This window comes from Actinomadura sp. NPDC047616 (assembly GCF_040642915.1).
Classification (GTDB): Bacteria; Actinomycetota; Actinomycetes; order Streptosporangiales; family Streptosporangiaceae; genus Spirillospora; species Spirillospora miaoliensis.
In genome coordinates, this window is record NZ_JBEYTB010000004.1 from 463707 (window position 1) to 484862 (window position 21156).

Sequence of the window (21156 nt, forward strand, 5' to 3'; positions counted from 1 at the left end):
CGGTCATCGGAACGCGGTGACCAGCCAGGCGGTCGCCGGCAGCCGGACGGCGTCCGGCTCCTCGAACCGCCGCATCGCGATCTCCAGCGCCTCCAGCGCCCGTGCCGCCGTCGCCTCGTCGACGCCGCCGAGGTGGTGCCGCACCGGGCCCCAGCCGCCGAGGAACCGCGCCGCGTCGGCCGCGTCCCGTCCCCAGACCTGCACCGCCTCCACGTGCGCGCACGTCACGTCGCGGAACCCGGCGCCGTCGCCGAGCACGGCGCGCACCCGTTCGGGGTCGGCCAGCGAGGTGGGCCCCGTGTCGGCCGCGCCGGCGGGACGCAGTTGCGGCACGTGCTCGGCCAGGGCCGCGAACAGCTCCCCGAGGCCGCTGCCCCGCACCGGCTGCATGCACAGGAACGCCACCCGCCCCCCGGGGCGCAGCGCGCGCCGGATGTTGGCGAACGCCGCGACGGGGTCGGCGAAGAACATCACGCCGAACCGGCTGATCGCCACGTCGAACGCGCCGTCGGGGAAGGGGTGCACCTGGGCGTCGCCGCGTTCGAACGTCACGTTGCCGACCTGCTCGTCCAGGGCGGCCAGGCGCGCCGTGCGCAGCATCGGCCCGGACAGGTCCACGCCGGTGACCTGCCCCAGCCGGGCCCGCCGCGCGGCCAGCCGCGTCACCTGCCCGTTGCCGCAGCCGACGTCCAGCACGCGGTCGCGCTCGCCGATCGCGGCCGCGTCCAGCAGCGCGTCGTTGAAGCCGCTGTTGACCGCGTCGTAGCGGTCGCGGTGGGCGGCCCAGTGCTCGCCCTCGTAGCCGTTCCACGCCTCGGCCTGGTGGGAGTTGACGATCTTCGGTGCGGTGGCGCTCATCCCGGCCCTCCATATGAACACGTGTTCATGAACATGCGTTCATAGTGGGTCATGCGGACGCCTCCCGTCAACGGCGAGGGCATGCCGAGCGCACGACGAAGGCCCGCCGCGACGGGGCGTCACGGCGGGCCTTCGGGGAGGCGGCTGGCTCAGGCGGCGGCGGTCACCCGTGGGGCGGTGCGCACGACCTCGTCGACGAAGCCGTACTCCTTGGCCTCCTCGGCGGTGAAGAACCGGTCGCGGTCGGAGTCGGCCTCGATCCGCTCGACCGGCTGGCCGGTGTGCTGGGCGATCAGCTCCTGCACGATCCGCTTGGTGTAGCGCATGTTCTCCGCCTGGATCCGCACGTCGGACGCGGTGCCCGCGACGCCGCCGGACGGCTGGTGCATCAGGATCCGCGCGTGCGGCAGGGCGTAGCGCTTGCCGGGCGTCCCGGCCGACAGCAGGAACTGGCCCATGGACGCGGTGAAGCCCAGCGACACCGTCGCCACGTCGTTGGGCACGTACTGCATGATGTCGTAGATCGCCATCCCGGCGGTGATCGAGCCGCCGGGGGAGTTGATGTAGAGGAAGATGTCGCGGCGCCGGTCCTCGGCGGACAGCAGCAGCATCTCGGCGCAGATCCGGTTGGCGATGGCGTCGTCCACCTGCTGCCCGAGGAAGATGACGCGCTCGCGCAGCAGCCGCTGGAACACCGGGTCGAAGCCTGACGGCAGCTCGTCCTTCGTCGCCATGGTCGTGGTCATGGCCCCAGCAAAGCCGCGCGGCGCCGCCGGCGTCCAACAACTTCCGGCGGGCGATTGACGACCGGCGGTGGTTAATCTGGACGCGTGGACGTGGATCTCCAGCTCGTGCGCGCCTTCGTCGCCGCCGCGGAGGAGATGCACTTCGGCCGCGCCGCCGCCCGGCTGTTCCTCACGCAGCAGGCGCTGTCCAAGCGCATCCGCAGGCTGGAGGAGGCGCTGTCGGCGTCGCTGTTCGAACGCACCACGCGCCGCGTCGAGCTGACCCCGGCCGGGCACAGCTTCCTGCCGCTGGCCAAGGACGCGCTCGCCGCGTTCGACGCGGCCGTCGCCTCGGTGCGCGAGACCGCCCAGCGGCTGCGCGTCGACGTCTTCGACGAGCGTTTCACGCCCATGCGGCTGCTGCGCGAGCTGCTGGAGCGCGACCCGTCGCTGCGCGTCCAGCCCAGCATGCGCCAGGGCCTGGCGCTGGCGCTGCCCGCCCTGCGCACTCGCGAGATCGACGCCGCGTTCGGCCAGGTCATGGACCTTCCCGAACCGCTGCCGCCGGAGCTGGCGCACCGGCTGGTGCACCTGGAGCCGATGCACGCCTTCGTCCCGCTGGACCATCCGCTGGCGTCCCGGGACGCGATGCGCCCGTCCGAGCTGCCGGGCGTCGCCATGCCCGACCCGGGCGGCGCGAGCGAGGCGCGCGGCTACCTGACCGGCCTCGCCCACCACTTCGGCGTGCCGATCCGCTTCTACGAACCGGCGATCGGCCACCGCCACTACGGGGAACTGGTGCGCCGCGAGAAACGTGACGTGGCGCTCGGCGAGGCCGTCATCGAGATCCCGCCCGACTTCGGCCTGCACCGCATCCGGCTGGTCGACCCGGTGCCGCTCGCCCCCTGGTCGGTCGTGTGGCATCGCGGCAACACCAGCCCCGCGCTGCGCCGCATGCTGCGCCTGCTGCCCGCGCCGACCCCGCCGCCGGACGACCCCGGCCACTGGATGCCGGACGCCTACCGCGCCTGACCCTTTCTCCGGATGTCCGCATTCGGACATCCACGGGTGCTCCACCAGTGCCGTCACCGCCATTGACGAAAACGGTGGACTGAAACAGGGCATTCGCGTTCCCGGGTCGTGCAGAATGATCCGTCCAACACCGGGGGCGACCAGGGGAACGGCAATGATCGAACGCGACTGGTATCGGCGGGTGGATCGGAGCATGCCCCATCCGGCGCGCATGTACGACTACTACCTCGGGGGCAAGGACAACTTCGAGGCCGACCGCAAGGCCGCCGACGAGGTTCTGCGCGTCCTGCCCGAGGCCCGCCTGATGGCGCTGGAGAACCGGGCCTTCCTCGGCCGGACGGTGCGTTTTCTCGCCGCCGCCGGCATCCGGCAGTTCCTCGATATCGGCACGGGACTGCCCACGCAGGGCAACACCAACGAGGTGGCGCACGAGGTCGCGCCGGACGCGCGCATCGTTCACATCGACAACGACCCGATGGTGCTGGTGCACGCCCGCGCCCTGCTGGCCGACCGCCACGACGGACCCACCGTCGTGGTCGAGGGGGACGTGCGCGATCCCGACGCGATCCTGGGGCATCCCGACGTCCGCGCGGTCATCGACTTCGACCAGCCCATAGCCGTTCTGCTCGTCGCCATCCTGCATTTCGTCCGCGACTCCGAAGAACCCGCGGGAATCGTCGAACGTTTCAAACGGGCCATGGCGCCCGGAAGCCATCTGGTGATCAGTCACGGCACGCAGGACTTCGACCCCGAACGGTCCGCGGAGGCCGTCCGGCCCTACGACAGCGCCACCGCCCCGTTCGTCACCCGCAGCGGCGCCGAAATCGAGCGTTTCTTCGACGGCCTGGAAATGGTCGACCCTGGAATGGTGCGACTCCCGCTGTGGCGCCCGGACGGCGACCCGCCGCCGTACCTGGACGCCATCTGGGTGTACGGAGGGGTCGGCCGCCGCGCATAGGCGCGGCCGGTGCCGTCGGCCTTACCGCCCGTAACATTACTGTGCCGTCCGGGCGGCGGCCACAGTCCGCCAACGGTCTTCCCGCGCCGCGCCCGAACACCGAAGGTGGTCCCCGGGTCGCTGACTGCGGGAGGCCACGCCGATGGTCAACGTCGCTGCCGGATCGGGCACCACGCGCGTTCTCCGGGACGAGGCGTCCCGATGAGGCTGCGCTGGCGAAGGCGGCCGCGCCGCCCCGAGGTGCTGCTGGAGGCCCTGGGGCCGAAGCTGACCGAGCCGGAGTGGTACGCCAGGGCCGCCGAACTGTCGCGGACCGGCATGCTCACCATGGCGCGGCGGCTGCCCGCGCTGATCGGCCAGGTGATGGTCCTGGCGTGGCGGGCCAACCGGCGCGACCTGATCGCCACGGTGGTGCTCAACGTCGTCGCCGGACTGTTCACGGCCTTCGGGCTGCTGGCGACCACGGGCGTCCTGACCGCCCTGTTCGCCGCCGGTCCCACTCCGGACCGGGTCCGCTCGGCCGCGCCCGCGCTCGTGCTGGTGGGAGTGGCCGTCACGGTGCGGGGGGCGTTCGCGGTGGCGGCGCAGTGGGCGCAGGCCCGCCTGCGGCCCCAGGTCGAGCAGATCGTCGAACTGCGCCTGTACGAGGTCACCACGGGCATCGAACTGGCGGCCTTCGACGACGCCGACTTCCAGGACCACCTGCACCGCGCGCGGCTGCGCGGCGTCGATTCGGCCCCCTCGATGGTGGACAACGCCGTGGACCTGTTCACCGCCGCGGTCGGGGTCGCGGCGGCGGCCGGCGCGCTCGGCGTGCTGCACCCGGTGCTGCTGCCGCTGCTGCTGCTGACCGCGCTGCCCGAGGGCTGGGCGGCGGTGCGCGCGGCCCGCCTGGGCTATCTGACCCAGCTCAGCCTGGTGGAGGCCCGCCGCCGCAGCTGGATCATGGCGGAGCTGATGACCGAGCGGATCCACGCCGCCGAGGTCCGCTCGTTCACCCTTCGCGGTTTCCTCCTGCGCCAGTACGGCACCCTCGCCGACCACATCCGCGGCGTCATGCTGGCCCTCGCGCGCCGCCAGACCATGACCCGGGTGTGGGGCGACGTGCTCAAGGGCCTGGCGACGGCGCTGATGTACACGGCACTCGGCCTGCTGCTGTGGAAGGGCATCATGCCCCTCGCGGTCGCCGGAACAGCCGTCCTGGCGATCCGCGCCGGCCAGAACTCCCTGATCAACCTCGTCTACGCCCTGAACCGCTGTTACGAGGACGGCCTGTACTTCAGCGACTACGTCAGCTTCTGCCAGACCGCCGAGACCCGGCTGCCCCCGAACTTCACCACCTCCGACACGGCGAGCGCGCCCGGCAAGGCCGCCTCCCGCCCCGCCCCGGCCTCCCCGGCCGACGCTGCAGGCGAGACGAACGTCCCGGCCCCGGCGAGCACCTCCAACGGGGCGGCGACGTCCGGCACGCTGGACACCGCGACCCCGGCGCGGGCCTCCACCACGGCCGACGCGCCGAACGCGCCGGACACGTCCAACGGGGCGGCGGCGTCCGACGTGGCGGGCGCGTCCGGCGTGGTGGCGGCGTTGCGGCGGTTCCGGGAGATCAGTGCCGAGGCGGTCACGTTCGCCTACCCCGGCGCCGACGTGCCGTCCCTGCGCGAGGTGTCGGTGCGGCTGCGGCGGGGCGAGATCGTCGCGCTGGTCGGGGAGAACGGGTCGGGCAAGACGACGCTCGCCAAGATCCTGGCGGGCCTGTACGAGCCGCAGCAGGGCGAGGTGCGCTGGGACGATCTGCGCGTGTCCGACCTCGACCCCGACGATCTGCGCCGCGCCATCGCCGTGATCGCCCAGGACCACACGCACTGGCCGATGACCGCCGCCGACAACATCGCCATGGGCGACGACCTGGACGCCGGCCCGGTGCGGCGGGCGGTGGAGGAGGCGGCGGCCGCGTCCGGCGCCGACGAGGTGATCGCCACCCTGCCGCACGGGCTCGCCACGCTGCTGGACAAGCGGTTCGCCGACGGGCGCGAGCTGTCGGGCGGCCAGTGGCAGCGGCTGGCCGCCGCCCGCGGGTTCTACCGGGACGCGCCGTTGCTGATCTGCGACGAGCCCACCGCCGCGCTGGACGCCCGCGCCGAACACCGCCTGTTCCAGCAGATCCGCCACCACGCCGCCGCGCACGGCCGCACCGTCCTGCTGATCACCCACCGGCTCGCCAGCGTCCGGCTCGCCGACCGCATCTACGTCCTGGACGAGGGTCGCGTCATCGAGCACGGCGACCACCGGCACCTGATGTCCCTCGGCGGCCTGTACGCCGAGCTGTACGAACTGCAGGCCTCCGCCTACCGGCAGGGCGGCCGCGTCGAGGTCCGCGCGGCGGCCGACGGCGGCGTCCGCCCGGCCGCCGACCCGGGTTAGGCTGGCGATCATGAGTTCGGCCGTGCTCTCCCCTCCCGCCGCGTAGGGCGGGCCACCGGGACAGACGAGCGCGCGGGGTGAACGTCCCTCCGCGCGACGGTGCGGTGTGCCCGCGGACGGAAGCACACGACCACTTCCTCTCGCGGAGAACGAACACGTGTCGAACACCGTCGTCCGCGTGCCCGTCGCACGCGGACTTCTGTACCTGGCCATCGCCGGCACGACCTGGGGCACCACGGGCGCAGCCGTGGACCTGGCCTACCGGTCGAGCGACCTGGGGCCGGCGGCCGTCTCCTTCTGGCGCTACGTCAGCGGCCTGGCCCTGCTCCTCCTCGTACGGCCCGCCGTACGTCCGTCCGGGAAACAGCCACGCCTCTCCCACCGCCTGGGGACAGGGCTGGGGCTCACCGTCTTCCAGACCGCCTACTTCGGAGCCGTCCAGACCACGGGTGTGGCGGTGGCCACCATCGTCACCCTGGGGGCCGGGCCGGTGCTCATCGCCGTGGGCGCCCGCCTCGTGTTGGGCGAGCGTCTCGGCGTGGGCGGCGTCGCGTCCATGGCCGGAGCCCTCGCCGGGCTCTCGGTGCTCGTCCTGGGGGACGACACCGGAACGGTGCGTCCCCTGGGCATGGCACTCGCCCTGCTGTCAGCCGCCGGATACGCCGTGGCCACGCTCCTCACCCGCTGGGCGGGCCCGGACCAGGACTCCTTCACCACCACCCTGTGGGCCTTCGGCATAGGCGCCGCGGTACTTCTGCCCCTGGCAGCCGCAGAGGGACTGTTGCCGCACACCGCCGACCCGGTACGCGTCCTCGTCCTGCTGGCCTACGTGGCGGCGGTCCCGACCGCACTGGCGTACCCGCTGTACTTCGCGGGGGCCGCCGCCGTCCGAGCCGCCACCGCCTCGGTCGTCATGCTGCTGGAACCGGTGAGCGCGGCCGTCATCGCCGTGACCGTCCTGGACGAGCGCCTCACCCCGTCCACCCTGACCGGCGCCCTGCTCCTGCTGGCCGCCGTCACAACGCTCACCTACGCCGAAACCCGCCGCCCATAGCCGCCGTGCCCGGCCGTCTCACCGACGGCCGGGCCATCGCTGTGCTAAAGCTCGTCGCCGCCGAGACGATCGGACATGGGTGCGGTACGCCTGGCCATGGTTGGTCGCGGTTGTGGACGGTTGACTTCTTGTCGTGGGCGAGACCCGCTCAATGCGATGTGAAAGGGATGTTCGATGGACAAGAAGCTGCTCGGCCGCGAATTCCGACTGGCTTACCGTCCGGTCGGTGAGCCGAAGACGGACGTTTTCACGATGGTCCGCACCGAGGTGCCCGAACCCGGGGACGGGCAGATCGTGGTCCGTAACACCTGGATGTCGGTGGATCCCTGGATGCGGGAATCGATGAAGGGGAAAGTGCATCTTCCGCCGTTCGATCTCGATGCCCCCTTGCCCGGCCTCGCCGTCGGGGAGGTCGTGGCCTCACGGTCGGCGGCGATACCGGTCGGCGCGACCGTCTCGCACTTCCTGGGCTGGCGGGAGTACGCCGTCGTGGCGGCCGCCGAGGCGACCGTCGTCGACACCGACCTCGCACCGGCCGAGGCGTATCTGGGTGTTCTGGGGATCACCGGGCTCACCGCGTACGCGACGTTGACCGAGGTCGCGGCGGTGCGCGAGGGCGACGTGGTGTTCGTCTCGGCCGCCGCGGGGGCCGTGGGAAGCGTCGCCGGCCAGGTGGCCCGCAAGCTCGGCGCCGCGAAGGTCATCGGTTCGGCCGGCGGCCCCGAGAAGACGCGGAGGCTGGTGACCGATTTCGGCTATGACGAAGGCATCGACTACAAGGCCGGGCCGATCGCCGAGCAGCTCGCCAAGGCCGCCCCCGACGGCATCGACTACTATTTGGACAACGTCGGCGGCGACCATCTGGAGGCCGCGATCGGCCTTCTGCGCGAGCGCGGCCGGATCGCGATGGTCGGCGCGATCAGTTCCTACAACGCCACCGAACCGCCGCCCGGCCCGCGCAACCTGTTCGATCTGGCGGGCAAGAACGCGAGCCTGCACGGGATGCTGATCGACGCGTATCTCCACCTGTCTCCCGAATGGGTCCGGCGCGGCGCCGAATGGCTCGCCGACGGCACGCTGCGGAATGAACAAACCGTTTTCGAGGGGCTCGAACAGGCGCCCGCCGCCTTCCTGAGCCTCATGCGGGGAGCCAACATCGGGAAGATGCTCGTCCGCATCGGCTGATGCCGACATGGGCCCGAGGGGGGCGGCCCACCGCCGGTCGAGGGCGGCCCCCTCCCCGGGACGGCCGTCCTCGACCTGGACTAGGGCCCGGACTGGCCGCGGAAGGTGGCGCGGTAGGCGGTGGGGGCGACGCCGAGGGCGTCCTGCAGGTGCCGGCGCAGGGACGCGCCGGTGCCGAAGCCCGCGCGTTCGGCGATCTGGTCGACGGTCAGGTCGGTCTCCTCCAGCAGCCGCCGGGCCAGGTCGACGCGCCGGCGCGTCAGCCAGCGGCCCGGCGAGGTGCCCACCTCCTCGCGGAAACGGCGGGTGAAGGTGCGCACGCTCATCGCCTCGCGGGACGCCAGGTCGCGCAGCGTCAGGGGGCGGTGCAGGTTCTCCAGCGCCCAGGCGCGCGCACGGCTCGTCGAGGTCACGCCGGGCTCGGGCAGCGGACGCGGGATGTACTGGGCCTGGCCGCCTTCGCGGTGCGGCGGCACCACCGTGCGGCGGGCCACCGCGGTCGCGACCGCCGCGCCGTGGTCACCGCGGATCATGTGCAGGACCAGGTCGATCCCGGCCGCCTCGCCCGCCGAGGTCAGCACCCGTCCGGCGTCGGTGTAGAGCACGGCGGCGTCGACCGTCACGTCCGGGAACGTCCGGGCGAACAGGTCGCACGACATCCAGTGCGTGGTGGCGGGGCACCCGTCCAGCAGCCCCGCCGCCGCCAGCACGAACGCGCCGGTGCACACCGAGGCGACGCGCGCGGACGGCCGGACGCGGGCCAGCGCCTCCGCCAGCGGCTCGGGCAGCGCGCCCGGCCGCAGCTTCTCGTCCTCCTCGTGCGACGCCGGGACGATCACGGTGTCGGCCTCGCCGAGCGCCTCGGGGCCGTGGGGCACCGTGACGGCGAAGTCGGCGTCGGTGCGCACCGGGCCGGGCGTGGTGGAGCACGTCACCACCTCGTACAGCGGGCTCCCGTCCGGTGCCGTCGCCGTGCCGAACAACTGGTGCACCAGGCCCAGCTCCATAGGCAGCACGCCGTGCCGGACCAGGACCGCCACCCGGTGCCGCCCGTCGTCACGGAACACGGCCATGGCCCGATCCTTGCACATGTTGGCCATCGGGCCACTGGTCCGGCCGCACGCCCGGCGAGCAGCATGGCCGGAACGACGCCGAGCGGAAGGAGCCGCGACCGATGAACGTGCTGTGGGTTCTGGCGCATCCCGAGCCGCGCTCGCTGAACGGCGCGCTGCGCGACGAGGGCCTGCGCACCCTGGCGGACCTGGGCCACGACGTCCGGCAGTCCGACCTGTACGCGATGCGGTGGAACCCCGTGGTGGACGACGCCGCCGACACGTGCGACCAAGACACGTGCGACCACGACGTCCGCCGTGAGCAGGAGAAACTCCTGTGGGCGGACGCGCTCGTCGTGCAGTTCCCGCTGTGGTGGCACAGCGTGCCCGCCATCCTGAAGGGCTGGTTCGACCGGGTGTTCGCCAAGGGGTTCGGGTTCGGGGTGCGGGACGGCGACGGGCGCGTCCTGCGCTACGGCGAGGGCACCCTGGCGGGCAGGCGCGCGTTCGTCATCACCACGGCGGGCGCGCGCGCCGCGGGCATGGGCCCGCGCGGCGTGCACGGCGACGCCGAGCAGGTGCTGTTTCCGCTGTTGCACGGCACGCTGTGGTACACGGGCATGTCGGTGCTGCCGCCGCTGGTCCTGACCGGCGCCGACCGCCTCACCCCCGGCGGCTACCGCGCCGCGGCCGCCGAGCTGAGGCGGCGCCTGCGCAGCCTGCCGACCGCGGCGCCCATTCCGTACCGCGCCGAGCACGGCGGGGACTACGACGAGCACCTCGTCCTGCGCCCCCACGTCGCCCCGGGCCGCTGCGACTTGGCCGTGCACCGGGCGTGAAAGGAATGGTCGACGCGCCTTTCGCCTGGCAGGAGGGCCGGCAATTCACGCCGCCCACCGGCCGGCCCGGATGAGGGGCGCCTAAAGGCAGACCCAGCAATAGAGCTGCTCTCCCCTGGCGCGGGCCAGTACGGCGAGCTCGATCAGTTTCTCGAGCAGCGGTTGGATGTGCTCGACGCGCGTCACGTCGAGCTCCTCGGCCCGCATCCACTCGGCGGCCAGCTCCGGTACGTCCGCGTCCGGCACTCCTGCCAGCGCGTCCCGCACCGAGCTGTCAAGCTGCGTCACCCACGGCCCCGTCACCCATGGGTCGTCATCGTCTTCGGGGCCTTCCGGCCAGGGATACGGGGTGGTCGGCCACACCGTCGTCTCCTTGACCAGGTCCGGTGACCACGGCACCTTCGTGATGGCGGCGATCAGCTGCCCCAGGACGACGCACGAATCCACGCCTTTGGTCTGGACTCTGTCGAAGCCGTAGCCGAACAGACTGCCATCGGGTTCCAGCGCTTCCACCACTGATTCCGCATCGGGCGCGCGGAAGTAGTCGGTCAACACACCCATCGGAACTCCTCGGTCCGGTACGCCAGACGGTCGACGGCCAGTAGAGCAGGGGACACCGACAGAACGGCCCATCGGCCGACCGGCGTTCGGCGATGGCGCTGGGACCGCCTGCGCGTCAGCCGGGCCCGGGAATGAGCAGGACGGAAAGGGACTCGCCGCCGGGGCGATCCCGGGCGGAGTTTTCTGCGTCCCATTCCCCGGAGGCGATGTGCATGGGATCGGTTGTGGAAGCCGCGGTGGAGGCGTTTCGGGCCGCGCAACGCGGGAGCCGGGAGGCGAGGGCGCGGCTGGAGGAACTGCGGGGGCCGCTCGTCGCGCTGGCCGACGAGGGCGACGTGGAGGCGCAGAACGCGCTGGGCGGTATCGCGCTGGAACACGACGGCGACGCGGAGACCGCGCTGCGGTACTGGACGCTCGCGGCGCAGCGGCAGCATCCGGCCGCGCAGCGGGGGCTCGGGCATTTGTACGCGGCGGGCAAAGGCGTGGAACGGGACGTTGAGAAAGCGGTGGAGTTGTTCCGCCCCGCTGCCGTCGCCGGGGACCCTTACGCCATGTTCAATCTGGCGCTGCTGCATCTGCGGGAGGAACGGCTCGCCGGGTGCATGAGCCGGGACGAATTGGTGGCCCTGCTGGAGGGGGCCGCCGACCAGGGGCTGGCGGAGGCGGCCACGGAACTGGGCAATCTGCTGGCCAAGGAGGATCGGGACGAGGAGGCGCTGCGGTGGTATCTGCGGGCCGCGCACGTCGGGTACCCGCCGGCGATGTTCGTGGCGGCGTGCTGGTACCGGGACGGCTACGGCACCGAACCCGATCCGGTGCAGGCCGTGCGCTGGTTCCTGGCGATGCTCGGCGCGGGCAGCGGGGACGGCGTGCACGAGGCGATCCGGCTGGCCGGCTCCATGACCGACGAGGAGATCCGCCGCGCCGCCGCGCTGGCCGGAGATCCGAACAGCGGTGACGCCCTCATTTCCACCGTTCGGGGACGCACCTCCGGCGATTAGCGTTTCACCGCCGTCATCCGGGTCGTGAAACATTTCACGGCCCGGATGACGCATTTGCGGGCGCCGGGTTAGCATCCGCATGGGAGCGCTCCCAATCCGGCAACCCCCGCCACCGGAACGGAGAACGCGTAATGCGCCTCAACCGAATGCTCCGCCGTGCCCTGACAATGCTCTCCGCGGCGGCGCTCGTGCCGCTCGTGTCGGTCGACACCGCGTCGGCGCACGGATCCGTCATCGACCCGGCGTCCCGCAACTACGGCTGCTGGCAGCGCTGGGGCAGCGACCACCTGAACCCGAACATGGCGCAGCAGGACCCCATGTGCTGGCAGGCGTGGCAGGACAACCCCAACGCCATGTGGAACTGGAACGGCCTGTACCAGAACAACGTCGGCGGTAACCACCAGGCCGTGGTCCGGGACGGGCAGCTGTGCAGCGGCGGCCTGGCCGAGGGCGGCCGCTACCGCTCCCTGGACGCCGTGGGCGCGTGGAAGATGAAGGACATCTCCAGCACGTTCACCATCAACCTGTACGACCAGGCCAGCCACGGCGCGGACTACATCCGCGTCTACGTCACCCGCCAGGGCTACAACGCCCTGACCCAGCCGCTGCGCTGGAGCGACCTGGAACTGGTCCGCGAGACGCCCCGGTACGCGCCCGCCAACAACTACGTGGTGTCCAACGTGAACGTCTCCGGACGCAGCGGCCGCCACGTCGTCTACACCGTCTGGAAGGCGTCGCACATGGACCAGACGTACTACATCTGCAGCGACGTCAACTTCCGCTGAGCCGTCAGGGCGACGCCCACCGATCCCGTCCCGCCGGAAGCCGCGCCGCGTCCGGCGGGACGTTCTCTTCCCGGGCGGGCAGGCGCACGGTGACGACCAGCCCGCCGCCCGCCCGCGGCTCGGCGGTGACCGTCCCGCCGTGGGCCGTGGCCGTGGCGCGCACGATCGACAGCCCGAGGCCCGAGCCCCGGTCCGAGCGCACGCGGTCGGTGCCGAGGCGGCGGAACGGCTCGAAGATGGTCTCCACCTCGTACGGGGGGACGACCGGTCCGCTGTTGGAGACGACCAGCTCGGCCCAGCCGCCGCGGCGGCGCGTGACGACCGACAGCGACCCGTCCTCGTGGTTGTGCCGGATCGCGTTCTCCACCAGGTTCTGCACGAGCCGTTCGACCAGCACCGGGTCGCCCGCCGTGGGCGCCGCCGCCAGCGCGCGGGACGCGCCGACCCCGCGCGCCGACGCCTCGGCCGCGGCCTGGTCGAGGACGTGCGCGGCGACGTCGGCCAGGTCGAGCGGACTGGTGTCGGTCACCTCGTTCTCGCTGCCCGCCAGCGTGAGCAGCCCGTCGATGAGCCGTTCGTGCCGGCCGTTGACGACCAGCAGCGACTCGCCGAGCCGCCGGACGTCGTCGGTGGCGTCCGGGCGGCGCAGGGCCACGTCGATGAGCGTGCGGTTGATGGCCAGGGGCGTGCGCAGCTCGTGCGAGGCGTTGGCGACGAAACGGCGCTGGCCGTCGAAGGCGCGGGCGAGCCGTTCCAACATGGTGTCGAAGGTGTCGGCCAGCTCCTTGACGTCGTCGCGCGGTCCCCGGTAGGCGATCCGCTCGGTGAGGTTGTGGCTGCGCGCCACCCGCCGCGCCGTCTCGGTGATGGCGTGCAGCGGACGCAGCGCCCGGTCGGTGAACAGCCAGCCCAGCCCGAACGCGGCGGCGGTCACCACGGCCAGCGCGATGCCGCCCTGGGTGAGCAGGGAGTTCAGGATCTCCTGCTGCGAATCGTCCTTGACCCTGACGAACACCGCCTGTGCCTCCCGGGAGGAGATCAGCGTGTCCGGCGGGACGTCCATGAAGCCCCGGTTCGCCGTCGTCGGCGCCGTCTGGCCGTAGTAGGCCAGCTTCCCGCTCTCCACCGGGCCCTTCGGCGGCGCCACGGTGCTCTTGACGAGGAAGTACGTCAGCGCCAGCAGCACGATCCCGCCGAGCAGGAACAGCCCGCCGTACAGCAGCGTGAGCCGGACCCGGATCGTGGGCCGCAGCCCCTGCACCAGCGTGTTCATGGAATCCGGTACCCCACTCCCGGGACGGTCTCGATGAGCGGCGGCTCGCCCAGCTTGCGGCGCAGCTTCATCAGCGTGACGCGGACGGTGTTGGTGAACGGGTCGGTGTGCTCGTCCCACACCTTCTCCAGCAGCCGTTCGGCCGACACCACGGCGCCGTCGGCGCGCAGCAGCTCGGCGAGCAGGCCGAACTCCTTGCGCGCCAGGTGGACGTACCGGCCGTCGCGGTACACCTCGCGGCGGGCCGGGTCGAGCCGCACGCCCGCGCGTTCCAGCAGCGGCGGGTCGGCGGGGCGGGCGCGGCGGCCCAGCGCGTGGACGCGCGCGAGCAGTTCCTCGAACGCGAACGGCTTGACCAGGTAGTCGTCGGCGCCCAGGCGCAGCCCGGCGACGCGGGCGGGCACGGCGGACGCGGCGGTGAGCATCAGCACCCGCACGTGCGCGCCGGAGTCGACGACCGCGCGGCACACGTCGTCGCCGTGCACGACCGGCAGGTCGCGGTCCAGGACGAGCACGTCGTAGTCGTTGACGCCGAGCCGTTCCAGCGCCGCGTCCCCGTCGTACACCACGTCCACCGCCAGCGCCTCGGCCCGCAGGCCCTCGGCGATCGAGTCGGCGAGCATGCGCTCGTCCTCGGCGATCAGTACCCGCACCGTGTCCCGTCCTCCGTCGTACGCCGTGTGCGGCAACAGCCTTCGCCATGGCGCGTAACGCCGGCATAACCCGGATCGGTTACGCCCGGGTTATGGGCGCGGCGCTGGACTTCCGGCACGTGTTCCGGCGCGGGAGGCGCCGGAGGACGCCGAGGACGAGGAGTGCGACCGATGAGACGACGGATGCTGGCGTCCCTGGCCCTGTTGCCGGTGCTGGCACTCGGCCCCGCGGCCTGCGGTGACGGCGGAGAGGACGCCGTGAGCAGCTCCCGCAAGGAGCAGGCCGCCGACCTGGACAAGATGCGGCAGTACGCCAGGTGCATGCGCGAGAACGGCGTCGACATGGACGACCCGGACCCCAATGGCGGCATGCGCGCCCGCGTGACCAAGGAGGACGGCAAGGGCGCGGAGGTGATGAAGAACGCCGAGGCCAAGTGCCGCCGCCTGCTGCCGGACGGCGGCAAGCCGAAGAAGCCGTCCGCCGAGGAGCTGGCCAAGATGCGCGCGCTGGCCAAGTGCATGCGCGAGCACGGCATCAACATGCCCGACCCGGAGTCCGACGGGAAGGTCGTGATCGGGCACAAGCAGGGCGACCCCGGCCCCACACCCGGCAGCGCGGAGTGGCAGAAGGCGCAGAAGGAGTGCGACAAGTACGCGCCCAAGCGCGGCTCCGGCGGGGGCAAGGTCAGCGGAAGGAAGACCACGCCGTGAGCAGGACGCGCATCGCGGTGCTGGCCGTCGTCGGGGCGGTGGTGGTCGGCGGCGCCGGCCTGGCCACGGTCGGTCTGGGCGGTGGCGGCGGGGCCGATCCCGCCGCCGCGGGGTCCGCGCTGCCGCCCGCCACCGAGCCGGTCGAGCGCACCACGCTGGTGGAGACGCAGACGGTGGACGGCACCCTCGGCTACGGGACGACGCGTACCGCGACCGGCGGGGGCGGGCGCGGCACGGTCACCTGGATCGCCTCGCCCGGCACGGTCGTGTCCCGCGGCCGGTCCGCCTACAAGATCGACAACCGTGCGGTGCCGCTGCTGTACGGGAGGCTGCCGGTCTACCGGACGCTGTCGGCGGGCACCGAGGGACCCGACGTCGAACAGCTCGAACGCAACCTGCGGGCCCTCGGATACACGGGTTTCACGGTGGACGACACGTACGACTCCGCCACGGCCGCCGCCGTCGAGCGCTGGCAGGACGACCTCGGCCTGTCCGAGACCGGCACGGTGACGCCCGGGTCGGTGCTCGTCGCGTCCGGCGCGATCCGCGTGGCCGAACGCAAGGCCGAGGTCGGCGACCGGGCGAGCGGCCCGATCCTCACCTACACCGGCACGACCCGGGTGGTCAGCGTCGACCTGGACGTCAAGTACCAGCGGCTGGCCCGCAAGGGCGCCGAGGTGACGGTCGAGCTGCCCGACGGCGACACGGTCAAGGGCAGGATCAGCGCGGTCGGCAGGGTCGCCACGGAGGGACGCGACGAGGAGTCCCCGACCACCATCTCCGTCACCGTGGCCCTGCGCGGGCAGCGGGCGCTCGGCTCCTACGACAAGGCGCCGGTGGACGTGCGGCTGACCGCCGAACGGCACGAGGACGTGCTCGCCGTCCCCGTCGCCGCGCTGCTCGCCCAGTCCGACGGCGGCTACGCCGTGCAGGTCGTGGAGGGCTCGCGGGTGCGCACCGTGCCCGTGGAGACGGGCGTGTTCAGCGACGGCAAGGTGGAGGTCTCCGGGGCTGGGCTGGCCGAGGGCATGAAGGTGGGGGTCCCGGCATGATCCCCGTCGCGGAGCTGCGCGAGGTCACCAAGTCCTATCCCGGCGGGGTGACGGCGCTGGACGGGGTGTCGCTGACGGTCGCCGCCGGGGAGCTGGTCGCGGTCGTGGGGCCGTCCGGCTCCGGGAAGTCGACGCTGCTGCACCTGCTGGGCACGCTGGACCGGCCCAGCTCGGGGACGGTGCTGGTGGAGGGCAAAGACGTGTCGCGGATGTCGGACCGGCGGCTGTCGGTGCTGCGCGCCCGGCGGATCGGGTTCGTCTTCCAGCAGTTCCACCTGGCCGCCGGGGTGTCCGCGCTGGACAACGTGGCCGACGGGCTGCTGTACGCGGGACCGTCGCCGGCCGAGCGGCGGCGCCGCGCCCGCGCCGCCCTGGAACGCGTCGGCCTCGGCCACCGGCTCGGGCACCGGCCGCACCAGCTGTCGGGCGGTGAGAAGCAGCGCGTCGCGATCGCCCGGGCGGTGGTCGGGGAACCGGCGATGCTGCTGGCCGACGAGCCGACCGGCGCGCTGGACTCGGCGTCCGGCGCGGGCGTGCTCGACCTGCTGCGCGAGCTGGCCGCGTCCGGCACCGCCGTCGTGGTCATCACCCACGACCTGGAGATCGCCGCGTCGCTGCCCCGCCAGGTGCGCGTGCGCGACGGCCGTATCGTCCACGACACCGTGGCCGCCGGGGCGGAGGTCGCGCGATGACGTGGAGACCCGCGATGACGTGGAGACGGCGGCGCGGAACGCCGGAGGAGCAGGCCGCCCGGCTGGGGCCGCGGGACGTGCTGCGGGTGGGCGCGGCCGGGCTGCGGGCGCGCCCGCTGCGGGTGTTCCTGTCGGCGCTGGGCATCGCGATCGGCATCGCCGCGATGATCGGCGTGGTGGGCATCTCCACCTCCAGCCGGGCGCAGCTGCAGGCCACCCTCGACCGGCTCGGCACCAACCTGCTGACCGTCGCTCCCGGAAAGGACTTCTTCGGCGCCGACGCCAAACTGCCCGAGAGCGCCACCGGCATGATCGGCCGGATCCCGGACGTGCTGTCGGCGTCCGCCACCGGCAAGGTCGACGCCAAGGTCTACCGCAACGACCACATCCCCGAGGGCGAGAGCGGCGGGATCAGCGTGCTGGCGACCCGGCTGGACCTGCCCCGCACGGTCGGGCTGTCCATGGCCGACGGGACGTGGCTGAACGCGGGCACCGGCCGCTACCCGGCGGTCGTGCTGGGGTCCGAGGCGGCCCGGCGGCTCGGCATCGCCCAGGCGGGCGCGCAGGTCTGGCTCGGCGAGCAGTGGTTCACCGTCGTCGGGATCCTCGCCCCCGCCGACCTGGCCCAGGAACTCGACTCGGCCGCCCTGATCGGCTGGGACGCGGCGGGCTCGCGGCTCGGCTTCGACGGGCATCCCACCACGGTCTACGCGCGCGCCGCCAAGGACCGGGTGGAGCAGGTGCGCGACCTGTTGGCCGCCACCGCCAACCCCGAGTCGCCCAACGAGATCGAGGTCAGCCGCCCCTCGGACGCGCTGGCCGCCCAGAACGCCACCGACCAGGCGTTCACCGGGCTGCTGCTCGGCCTCGGCGGGGTGGCGCTGCTGGTCGGCGGTGTGGGGGTGGCCAACACGATGGTCATCTCGGTGCTGGAGCGCCGCGCCGAGATCGGCCTGCGCCGCTCCCTGGGCGCCACCCGCGGGCAGATCCGGCTGCAATTCCTCACCGAGTCGCAGCTGCTGGCCGCGCTCGGCGGGGTCGGCGGGGTGAGCCTGGGCATCGTCGTGACGGCGGTGTTCGCGGTGATCCAGGGGTGGCCGACGGTCGTCCCGGTGTGGGCGATGGCCGGCGGAGTCGCCGCCACCCTGGTGATCGGGGCGATCGCCGGGCTGTATCCGGCGATCCGCGCGGCCCGGCTCGCCCCGACCGAGGCCCTCGCCGCGCCGTGACGACGGTGCCCGGCCGGGCGCGGAACCCCGCGTTCCTTACGATGACCTGCATGGAGTCGACGACGCGGGGGTCCACGGACGGGGCCGGGGCGCGACCGCCGAGCGGGCGCGGAGCCCAGGCGGCGCGCAACGACCGGCTGATCCGGGAGGCGGCCCGGGCGGTGTTCACCGCCGACCCCGAGGCGCCCATCGCGGCGGTGGCCCGGCACGCGGGCGTCGGCATCAGCGCCCTGTACCGCCGGTACAGGAGCAAGGAGGACCTGCTCCAGCGGCTCACCGCCGAGGCCATGGACCGCTACCTGGCCGAGGTGGACCGCGCCCTCGCCGACGACCGCGACCCGTGGACGGCGTTCGCCGACTTCATGCGCCGCTGCCTGGACCTGGGCGCCGGATCGCTCGGCATGCGGCCGGCGGCCGGCCTGCCGCCGACCGAGGAGATCGCCGTCAGGGAGCGGCGGATGCGGGCGGCCACGCACCGGCTGCTGGACCGCCTCAAGGACGCGGGGACGCTGCGCCGCGACATCGAGGTCGGCGACGTCGCCGTGATCCTGGAGAACGTGCAGGCCCTGCGCGTCGGCGACGACGAGCGCACCAGGCGGCTGCGGCACCGCTACCTGACGTTCCTCCTGGCGGGGCTCCGGCTGCCCGCGGACGCCGAGCTGCCCGGCCCCGCCCCCGCCTGGGAGGAGCTGCGTGCCCGTTAGGCGTCCGTGTCAGGCCGTGCTAGCAGGCCGGGCAGCCGGAGCCGCCGCCGCCGTCGCCGTCCTCGGCGCAGTCGGAACCGTCGGCGGCGTCGCAGGGGCCGAAGATGTCGGGGCTGCCGGCGCCGTCGGGGTCCAGGTGGGCCAGCAGCGTGCGCAGGATCTCGCGCAGCCGCAGCACGTCCTCGCGGCTGAGCGGGTCGAACAGGTGGCGCCGCACCGCCTCCACGTGCCCGGGGGCGGCCGCCTCCAGGACGGCGAAGCCCTCGTCGGTGAGCTCGGCGATGGTGGTGCGCCGGTCGTCCGGATGCTTGGCGCGGCGCACCCAGCCCGCCTCCTCCAGCCGGTTGACCGCGTGCGACAGGCGGCTCGGCGAGGAGCGCACGACCGCGGCCAGCTCGGTCATGGTCAGCGCCCGGCCCGGCGCCTCGGACAGCATGGCCAGGATCACGTAGTAGGTGTGCGGCAGGCCCGAGTCGCGCTGGAGCTGGCGTTCCAGCGTCTCGTTCAGCAGCCGGGTCGTCCACAGGAAGGCCCGCCAGGTCTGCTGCTCCTCGGCGTCCAGCCAGCGCGTCCCGTACTCGGCCATGCCCTCCAGCTTACTTGAAGATTCAAGACTTGAAGCTTCAACCAACTCGGCGTATGCTCCGCACAGACTTTTGTCAAAGTTTGAACTATCTGGACCGAGTGGAACGGGGACGATCATGACCGCCCGGATGCCCGTGCTCTACCTCAGCCATGGCGCCCCGCCCCTGGCCGACGACGAGGTCTGGACCGGCCAGCTCGCCCGCTGGTCCGCCGGCCTGCCGCGCCCGCGCGCCGTCCTCATGGTGTCCGCCCACTGGGAGGAGGCCCCGCTCACGATCGGCGCCACCCGGACGGTGCCGCTGGTGTACGACTTCTGGGGCTTCCCCCGGCACTACTACGAGGTCACCTACGAGGCCCCCGGCGCGCCCGAACTCGCCGACGCGGTGCGCCGCATGCTGCCGGACGTCCACCACGACCCGGAACGCGGCCTCGACCACGGCGCCTACGTGCCGCTGAAGGAGATGTACCCGGACGCCGACGTCCCCGTGCTGCAGATGTCCATGCCCACCCTGGAGCCCGAGCGGCTGTTCGAGATCGGCCGGAAACTGGCCCCGCTGCGCGACCAGGGAGTGCTCATCGTCGGCAGCGGCTTCACCACCCACAACCTGCGCGCGATGAGCCCCGCCCCCGACGCCGCGCCCCCCGCGTTCACCGTCGAGTTCGACGACTGGGCCGAGCGCTCGGTCGGCGCCGGAGACGTCGACGCGCTGCTCGACTTCGAGGCCAAGGCGCCCGCCGCGCGCCTGGCGCACCCCCGCACCGAGCACTTCGCGCCCCTGTTCGTGGCGCTCGGCGCCGACGCCGACGGCACCGGTGGCACCGGCGGCCGCTCGGTGATCGACGGCTACTGGTTCGGGATGGCCAAGCGATCCTTCCAGTTCGGCTGAGCGCCCCCGAGACGGGCGCCGGACCGCGGGATCAGCTCATCTCGGTGAAGCCGTCCCGCCAGGTGGCCACGCTCGGCTTCCAGCCCAGCTTCTTGGCCTTGGCGTTGGACACCGGACGGCCGATCGCGGCGGCGTGCCGCGCCGTGCCCGGCGTCGGGGCGCCCAGCGCCGCGCTGTAGACCGGCAGCCACTCGGCCGTCGTGGCGGGCTCGTCGTCGACGATGTTCACCGGGCCCGCCGGCCAGTCCAGCGCCGCCAGCGCGGCCGAGGCGGCGTCGTCGACGTGCACGAACGAGGTCCACCCCGGGTTCTGCCGCAGGTTGCCCGCCCGCACCCGCTCGGCGATCGCGCCGCCCGGCGCGTACCAGGTGCCCGGGCCGTACAGCGCCCCGTACCGCAGCACCACCCCGCGCGGCATGGTGCCGACCGCCTCCTCCAGCGGGGCGATGCCCGCGTGCGGGGGCAGGGTCGGGTCCAGCGGGTCGGTCTCCACGGCCGGACGCGTCCCCGGCACGTACAGCCAGGCGATGCTCTGCGCGACCATGACCTCCACGTCGGCGGCCCGCGCCGCCGCCACCAGGTTGCGGGTGCCCTCCACCCGCAGCCGGGAGTTGGCCTCGAAGTCCTCGTCGGCCAGGTCGGTGAGCTGGTGGACGATCACGTCGGGCCGCGCGGCCAGGACGGCCTCGCGCAGCGCGCCGGCGTCGTAGACGTCCACGACGACGGGCGTGGCGTGCTGGTCGGCGAGGGACCGGGCGCGCTCCGGCCGCCGGGTCGTCCCGGTGACCTCGTGGCCCGCCTGCACGAGCATCGGGACCAGCCGGCGCCCGACAACCCCGGTGGCACCGGCGACAAAGATCTTCAAGGGGGGTACCTCCACGACATTCACGCCGTTG

22 protein-coding genes are annotated in these 21156 nt (G+C 73.0%); 14 read left to right on the top strand and 8 right to left on the bottom strand.

Annotated features, from left to right (window positions below):
* Positions 1-3: 3 nt before the first annotated feature.
* Positions 4-858, bottom strand: a complete 855-nt coding sequence (locus tag ABZ801_RS12885) for a methyltransferase domain-containing protein (RefSeq protein WP_360696768.1) — start codon at positions 856-858, stop codon at positions 4-6.
* Positions 859-1007: 149 nt separating this feature from the next.
* Complete coding sequence (locus tag ABZ801_RS12890) at positions 1008-1604, bottom strand: ATP-dependent Clp protease proteolytic subunit (protein WP_360696771.1); 597 nt, start codon at positions 1602-1604, stop codon at positions 1008-1010.
* An 84-nt stretch (positions 1605-1688) separates the two neighbouring features.
* On the opposite strand from ABZ801_RS12890, the gene ABZ801_RS12895 reads away from it, so the two are divergent.
* The 5 genes from ABZ801_RS12895 (at position 1689) to ABZ801_RS12915 (ending at position 8236) form a co-directional block, all read left to right on the top strand.
* On the top strand, positions 1689-2615 hold the full coding sequence (locus ABZ801_RS12895) for a LysR family transcriptional regulator (protein WP_360696774.1): 927 nt from the start codon (positions 1689-1691) through the stop codon (positions 2613-2615).
* Between the two features lie 154 nt (positions 2616-2769).
* On the top strand, positions 2770-3573 hold the full coding sequence (locus tag ABZ801_RS12900) for an SAM-dependent methyltransferase (protein ID WP_360696777.1): 804 nt from the start codon (positions 2770-2772) through the stop codon (positions 3571-3573).
* Between the two features lie 201 nt (positions 3574-3774).
* A complete protein-coding gene (locus ABZ801_RS12905) occupies positions 3775-5997 on the top strand; it encodes an ATP-binding cassette domain-containing protein (RefSeq protein WP_360696780.1) in 2223 nt (740 codons plus the stop codon).
* A 178-nt stretch (positions 5998-6175) separates the two neighbouring features.
* Positions 6176-7051, top strand: a complete 876-nt coding sequence (locus ABZ801_RS12910; protein ID WP_360696783.1) for a DMT family transporter — start codon at positions 6176-6178, stop codon at positions 7049-7051.
* A 174-nt stretch (positions 7052-7225) separates the two neighbouring features.
* Positions 7226-8236, top strand: coding sequence for an NADP-dependent oxidoreductase (locus tag ABZ801_RS12915; protein ID WP_360696786.1), 1011 nt, complete (start codon positions 7226-7228; stop codon positions 8234-8236).
* A gap of 80 nt (positions 8237-8316) precedes the next feature.
* On the opposite strand, the gene ABZ801_RS12920 is transcribed toward ABZ801_RS12915, so the two are convergent.
* The gene (locus ABZ801_RS12920; RefSeq protein WP_360696789.1) at positions 8317-9309 is read right to left on the bottom strand and encodes a helix-turn-helix domain-containing protein; all 993 of its coding nucleotides are present in this window, start codon (positions 9307-9309) and stop codon (positions 8317-8319) included.
* A 101-nt stretch (positions 9310-9410) separates the two neighbouring features.
* Here ABZ801_RS12920 and ABZ801_RS12925 point away from each other — a divergent pair, with 101 nt between their 5' ends.
* On the top strand, positions 9411-10127 hold the full coding sequence (locus ABZ801_RS12925; RefSeq protein ID WP_360696792.1) for an NAD(P)H-dependent oxidoreductase: 717 nt from the start codon (positions 9411-9413) through the stop codon (positions 10125-10127).
* An 81-nt stretch (positions 10128-10208) separates the two neighbouring features.
* Here the strand turns inward: ABZ801_RS12925 and ABZ801_RS12930 are convergent, their stop codons facing one another.
* Complete coding sequence (locus tag ABZ801_RS12930; protein WP_360696795.1) at positions 10209-10688, bottom strand: hypothetical protein; 480 nt, start codon at positions 10686-10688, stop codon at positions 10209-10211.
* A 212-nt stretch (positions 10689-10900) separates the two neighbouring features.
* Here ABZ801_RS12930 and ABZ801_RS12935 point away from each other — a divergent pair, with 212 nt between their 5' ends.
* Both ABZ801_RS12935 and ABZ801_RS12940 read left to right on the top strand, forming a co-directional pair.
* Positions 10901-11689 (top strand): tetratricopeptide repeat protein, encoded by a 789-nt coding sequence (locus ABZ801_RS12935; protein ID WP_360696798.1) that lies wholly within the window; start codon positions 10901-10903, stop codon positions 11687-11689.
* A 131-nt stretch (positions 11690-11820) separates the two neighbouring features.
* Positions 11821-12474, top strand: a complete 654-nt coding sequence (locus tag ABZ801_RS12940) for a lytic polysaccharide monooxygenase (RefSeq protein WP_360696801.1) — start codon at positions 11821-11823, stop codon at positions 12472-12474.
* 4 nt (positions 12475-12478) lie between these two features.
* On the opposite strand, the gene ABZ801_RS12945 is transcribed toward ABZ801_RS12940, so the two are convergent.
* A complete protein-coding gene (locus tag ABZ801_RS12945; RefSeq protein WP_360696804.1) occupies positions 12479-13747 on the bottom strand; it encodes a HAMP domain-containing sensor histidine kinase in 1269 nt (422 codons plus the stop codon).
* Positions 13744-14400 (bottom strand): response regulator transcription factor, encoded by a 657-nt coding sequence (locus ABZ801_RS12950; RefSeq protein ID WP_344957046.1) that lies wholly within the window; start codon positions 14398-14400, stop codon positions 13744-13746. Before ABZ801_RS12950 ends, ABZ801_RS12945 begins: the two co-directional genes overlap by 4 nt.
* Before the next feature lie 171 nt (positions 14401-14571).
* Here ABZ801_RS12950 and ABZ801_RS12955 point away from each other — a divergent pair, with 171 nt between their 5' ends.
* The 5 genes from ABZ801_RS12955 to ABZ801_RS12975 are packed head-to-tail and all read left to right on the top strand — an operon-like array spanning position 14572 to position 18788.
* Positions 14572-15111 (top strand): hypothetical protein, encoded by a 540-nt coding sequence (locus tag ABZ801_RS12955; protein WP_360696807.1) that lies wholly within the window; start codon positions 14572-14574, stop codon positions 15109-15111.
* Positions 15108-16163 (top strand): peptidoglycan-binding protein, encoded by a 1056-nt coding sequence (locus ABZ801_RS12960; protein WP_360696810.1) that lies wholly within the window; start codon positions 15108-15110, stop codon positions 16161-16163. The genes ABZ801_RS12955 and ABZ801_RS12960 overlap by 4 nt, the downstream gene beginning before the upstream one ends.
* A complete protein-coding gene (locus tag ABZ801_RS12965) occupies positions 16160-16855 on the top strand; it encodes an ABC transporter ATP-binding protein (RefSeq protein ID WP_360696813.1) in 696 nt (231 codons plus the stop codon). The genes ABZ801_RS12960 and ABZ801_RS12965 overlap by 4 nt, the downstream gene beginning before the upstream one ends.
* Before the next feature lie 14 nt (positions 16856-16869).
* Positions 16870-18084 (top strand): ABC transporter permease, encoded by a 1215-nt coding sequence (locus ABZ801_RS12970; RefSeq protein WP_360696816.1) that lies wholly within the window; start codon positions 16870-16872, stop codon positions 18082-18084.
* 50 nt (positions 18085-18134) lie between these two features.
* On the top strand, positions 18135-18788 hold the full coding sequence (locus ABZ801_RS12975) for a helix-turn-helix domain-containing protein (RefSeq protein WP_360696819.1): 654 nt from the start codon (positions 18135-18137) through the stop codon (positions 18786-18788).
* 19 nt (positions 18789-18807) lie between these two features.
* Here the strand turns inward: ABZ801_RS12975 and ABZ801_RS12980 are convergent, their stop codons facing one another.
* Complete coding sequence (locus tag ABZ801_RS12980) at positions 18808-19374, bottom strand: MarR family transcriptional regulator (protein WP_360696822.1); 567 nt, start codon at positions 19372-19374, stop codon at positions 18808-18810.
* 115 nt (positions 19375-19489) lie between these two features.
* Between ABZ801_RS12980 and ABZ801_RS12985 the strand changes: the two genes are divergently transcribed.
* Positions 19490-20260 carry a class III extradiol ring-cleavage dioxygenase gene (locus ABZ801_RS12985; RefSeq protein ID WP_360696825.1) on the top strand — a complete coding sequence of 257 codons (771 nt, stop codon included), beginning with the start codon at positions 19490-19492 and terminating at the stop codon, positions 20258-20260.
* A 31-nt stretch (positions 20261-20291) separates the two neighbouring features.
* On the opposite strand, the gene ABZ801_RS12990 is transcribed toward ABZ801_RS12985, so the two are convergent.
* Positions 20292-21125, bottom strand: coding sequence for an NAD(P)-dependent oxidoreductase (locus ABZ801_RS12990; RefSeq protein ID WP_344957030.1), 834 nt, complete (start codon positions 21123-21125; stop codon positions 20292-20294).
* Positions 21126-21156 lie beyond the last annotated feature (31 nt).

Excerpts from the sequence above, each read along its gene's own strand:
- ABZ801_RS12885 (WP_360696768.1), bottom strand. The coding sequence starts at position 858 with ATGAGCGCCACCGCACCGAAGATCGTCAACTCCCACCAGGCCGAGGCG.
- ABZ801_RS12890 (WP_360696771.1), bottom strand. The coding sequence starts at position 1,604 with ATGACCACGACCATGGCGACGAAGGACGAGCTGCCGTCAGGCTTCGAC.
- ABZ801_RS12900 (WP_360696777.1), top strand. The coding sequence starts at position 2,770 with ATGATCGAACGCGACTGGTATCGGCGGGTGGATCGGAGCATGCCCCAT.
- ABZ801_RS12905 (WP_360696780.1), top strand. The coding sequence starts at position 3,775 with ATGAGGCTGCGCTGGCGAAGGCGGCCGCGCCGCCCCGAGGTGCTGCTG.
- ABZ801_RS12915 (WP_360696786.1), top strand. The coding sequence starts at position 7,226 with ATGGACAAGAAGCTGCTCGGCCGCGAATTCCGACTGGCTTACCGTCCG.
- ABZ801_RS12920 (WP_360696789.1), bottom strand. The coding sequence starts at position 9,309 with ATGGCCGTGTTCCGTGACGACGGGCGGCACCGGGTGGCGGTCCTGGTC.
- ABZ801_RS12925 (WP_360696792.1), top strand. The coding sequence starts at position 9,411 with ATGAACGTGCTGTGGGTTCTGGCGCATCCCGAGCCGCGCTCGCTGAAC.
- ABZ801_RS12930 (WP_360696795.1), bottom strand. The coding sequence starts at position 10,688 with ATGGGTGTGTTGACCGACTACTTCCGCGCGCCCGATGCGGAATCAGTG.
- ABZ801_RS12935 (WP_360696798.1), top strand. The coding sequence starts at position 10,901 with ATGGGATCGGTTGTGGAAGCCGCGGTGGAGGCGTTTCGGGCCGCGCAA.
- ABZ801_RS12940 (WP_360696801.1), top strand. The coding sequence starts at position 11,821 with ATGCGCCTCAACCGAATGCTCCGCCGTGCCCTGACAATGCTCTCCGCG.
- ABZ801_RS12945 (WP_360696804.1), bottom strand. The coding sequence starts at position 13,747 with ATGAACACGCTGGTGCAGGGGCTGCGGCCCACGATCCGGGTCCGGCTC.
- ABZ801_RS12955 (WP_360696807.1), top strand. The coding sequence starts at position 14,572 with ATGAGACGACGGATGCTGGCGTCCCTGGCCCTGTTGCCGGTGCTGGCA.
- ABZ801_RS12965 (WP_360696813.1), top strand. The coding sequence starts at position 16,160 with ATGATCCCCGTCGCGGAGCTGCGCGAGGTCACCAAGTCCTATCCCGGC.
- ABZ801_RS12970 (WP_360696816.1), top strand. The coding sequence starts at position 16,870 with ATGACGTGGAGACGGCGGCGCGGAACGCCGGAGGAGCAGGCCGCCCGG.
- ABZ801_RS12975 (WP_360696819.1), top strand. The coding sequence starts at position 18,135 with ATGGAGTCGACGACGCGGGGGTCCACGGACGGGGCCGGGGCGCGACCG.
- ABZ801_RS12980 (WP_360696822.1), bottom strand. The coding sequence starts at position 19,374 with ATGGCCGAGTACGGGACGCGCTGGCTGGACGCCGAGGAGCAGCAGACC.
- ABZ801_RS12985 (WP_360696825.1), top strand. The coding sequence starts at position 19,490 with ATGACCGCCCGGATGCCCGTGCTCTACCTCAGCCATGGCGCCCCGCCC.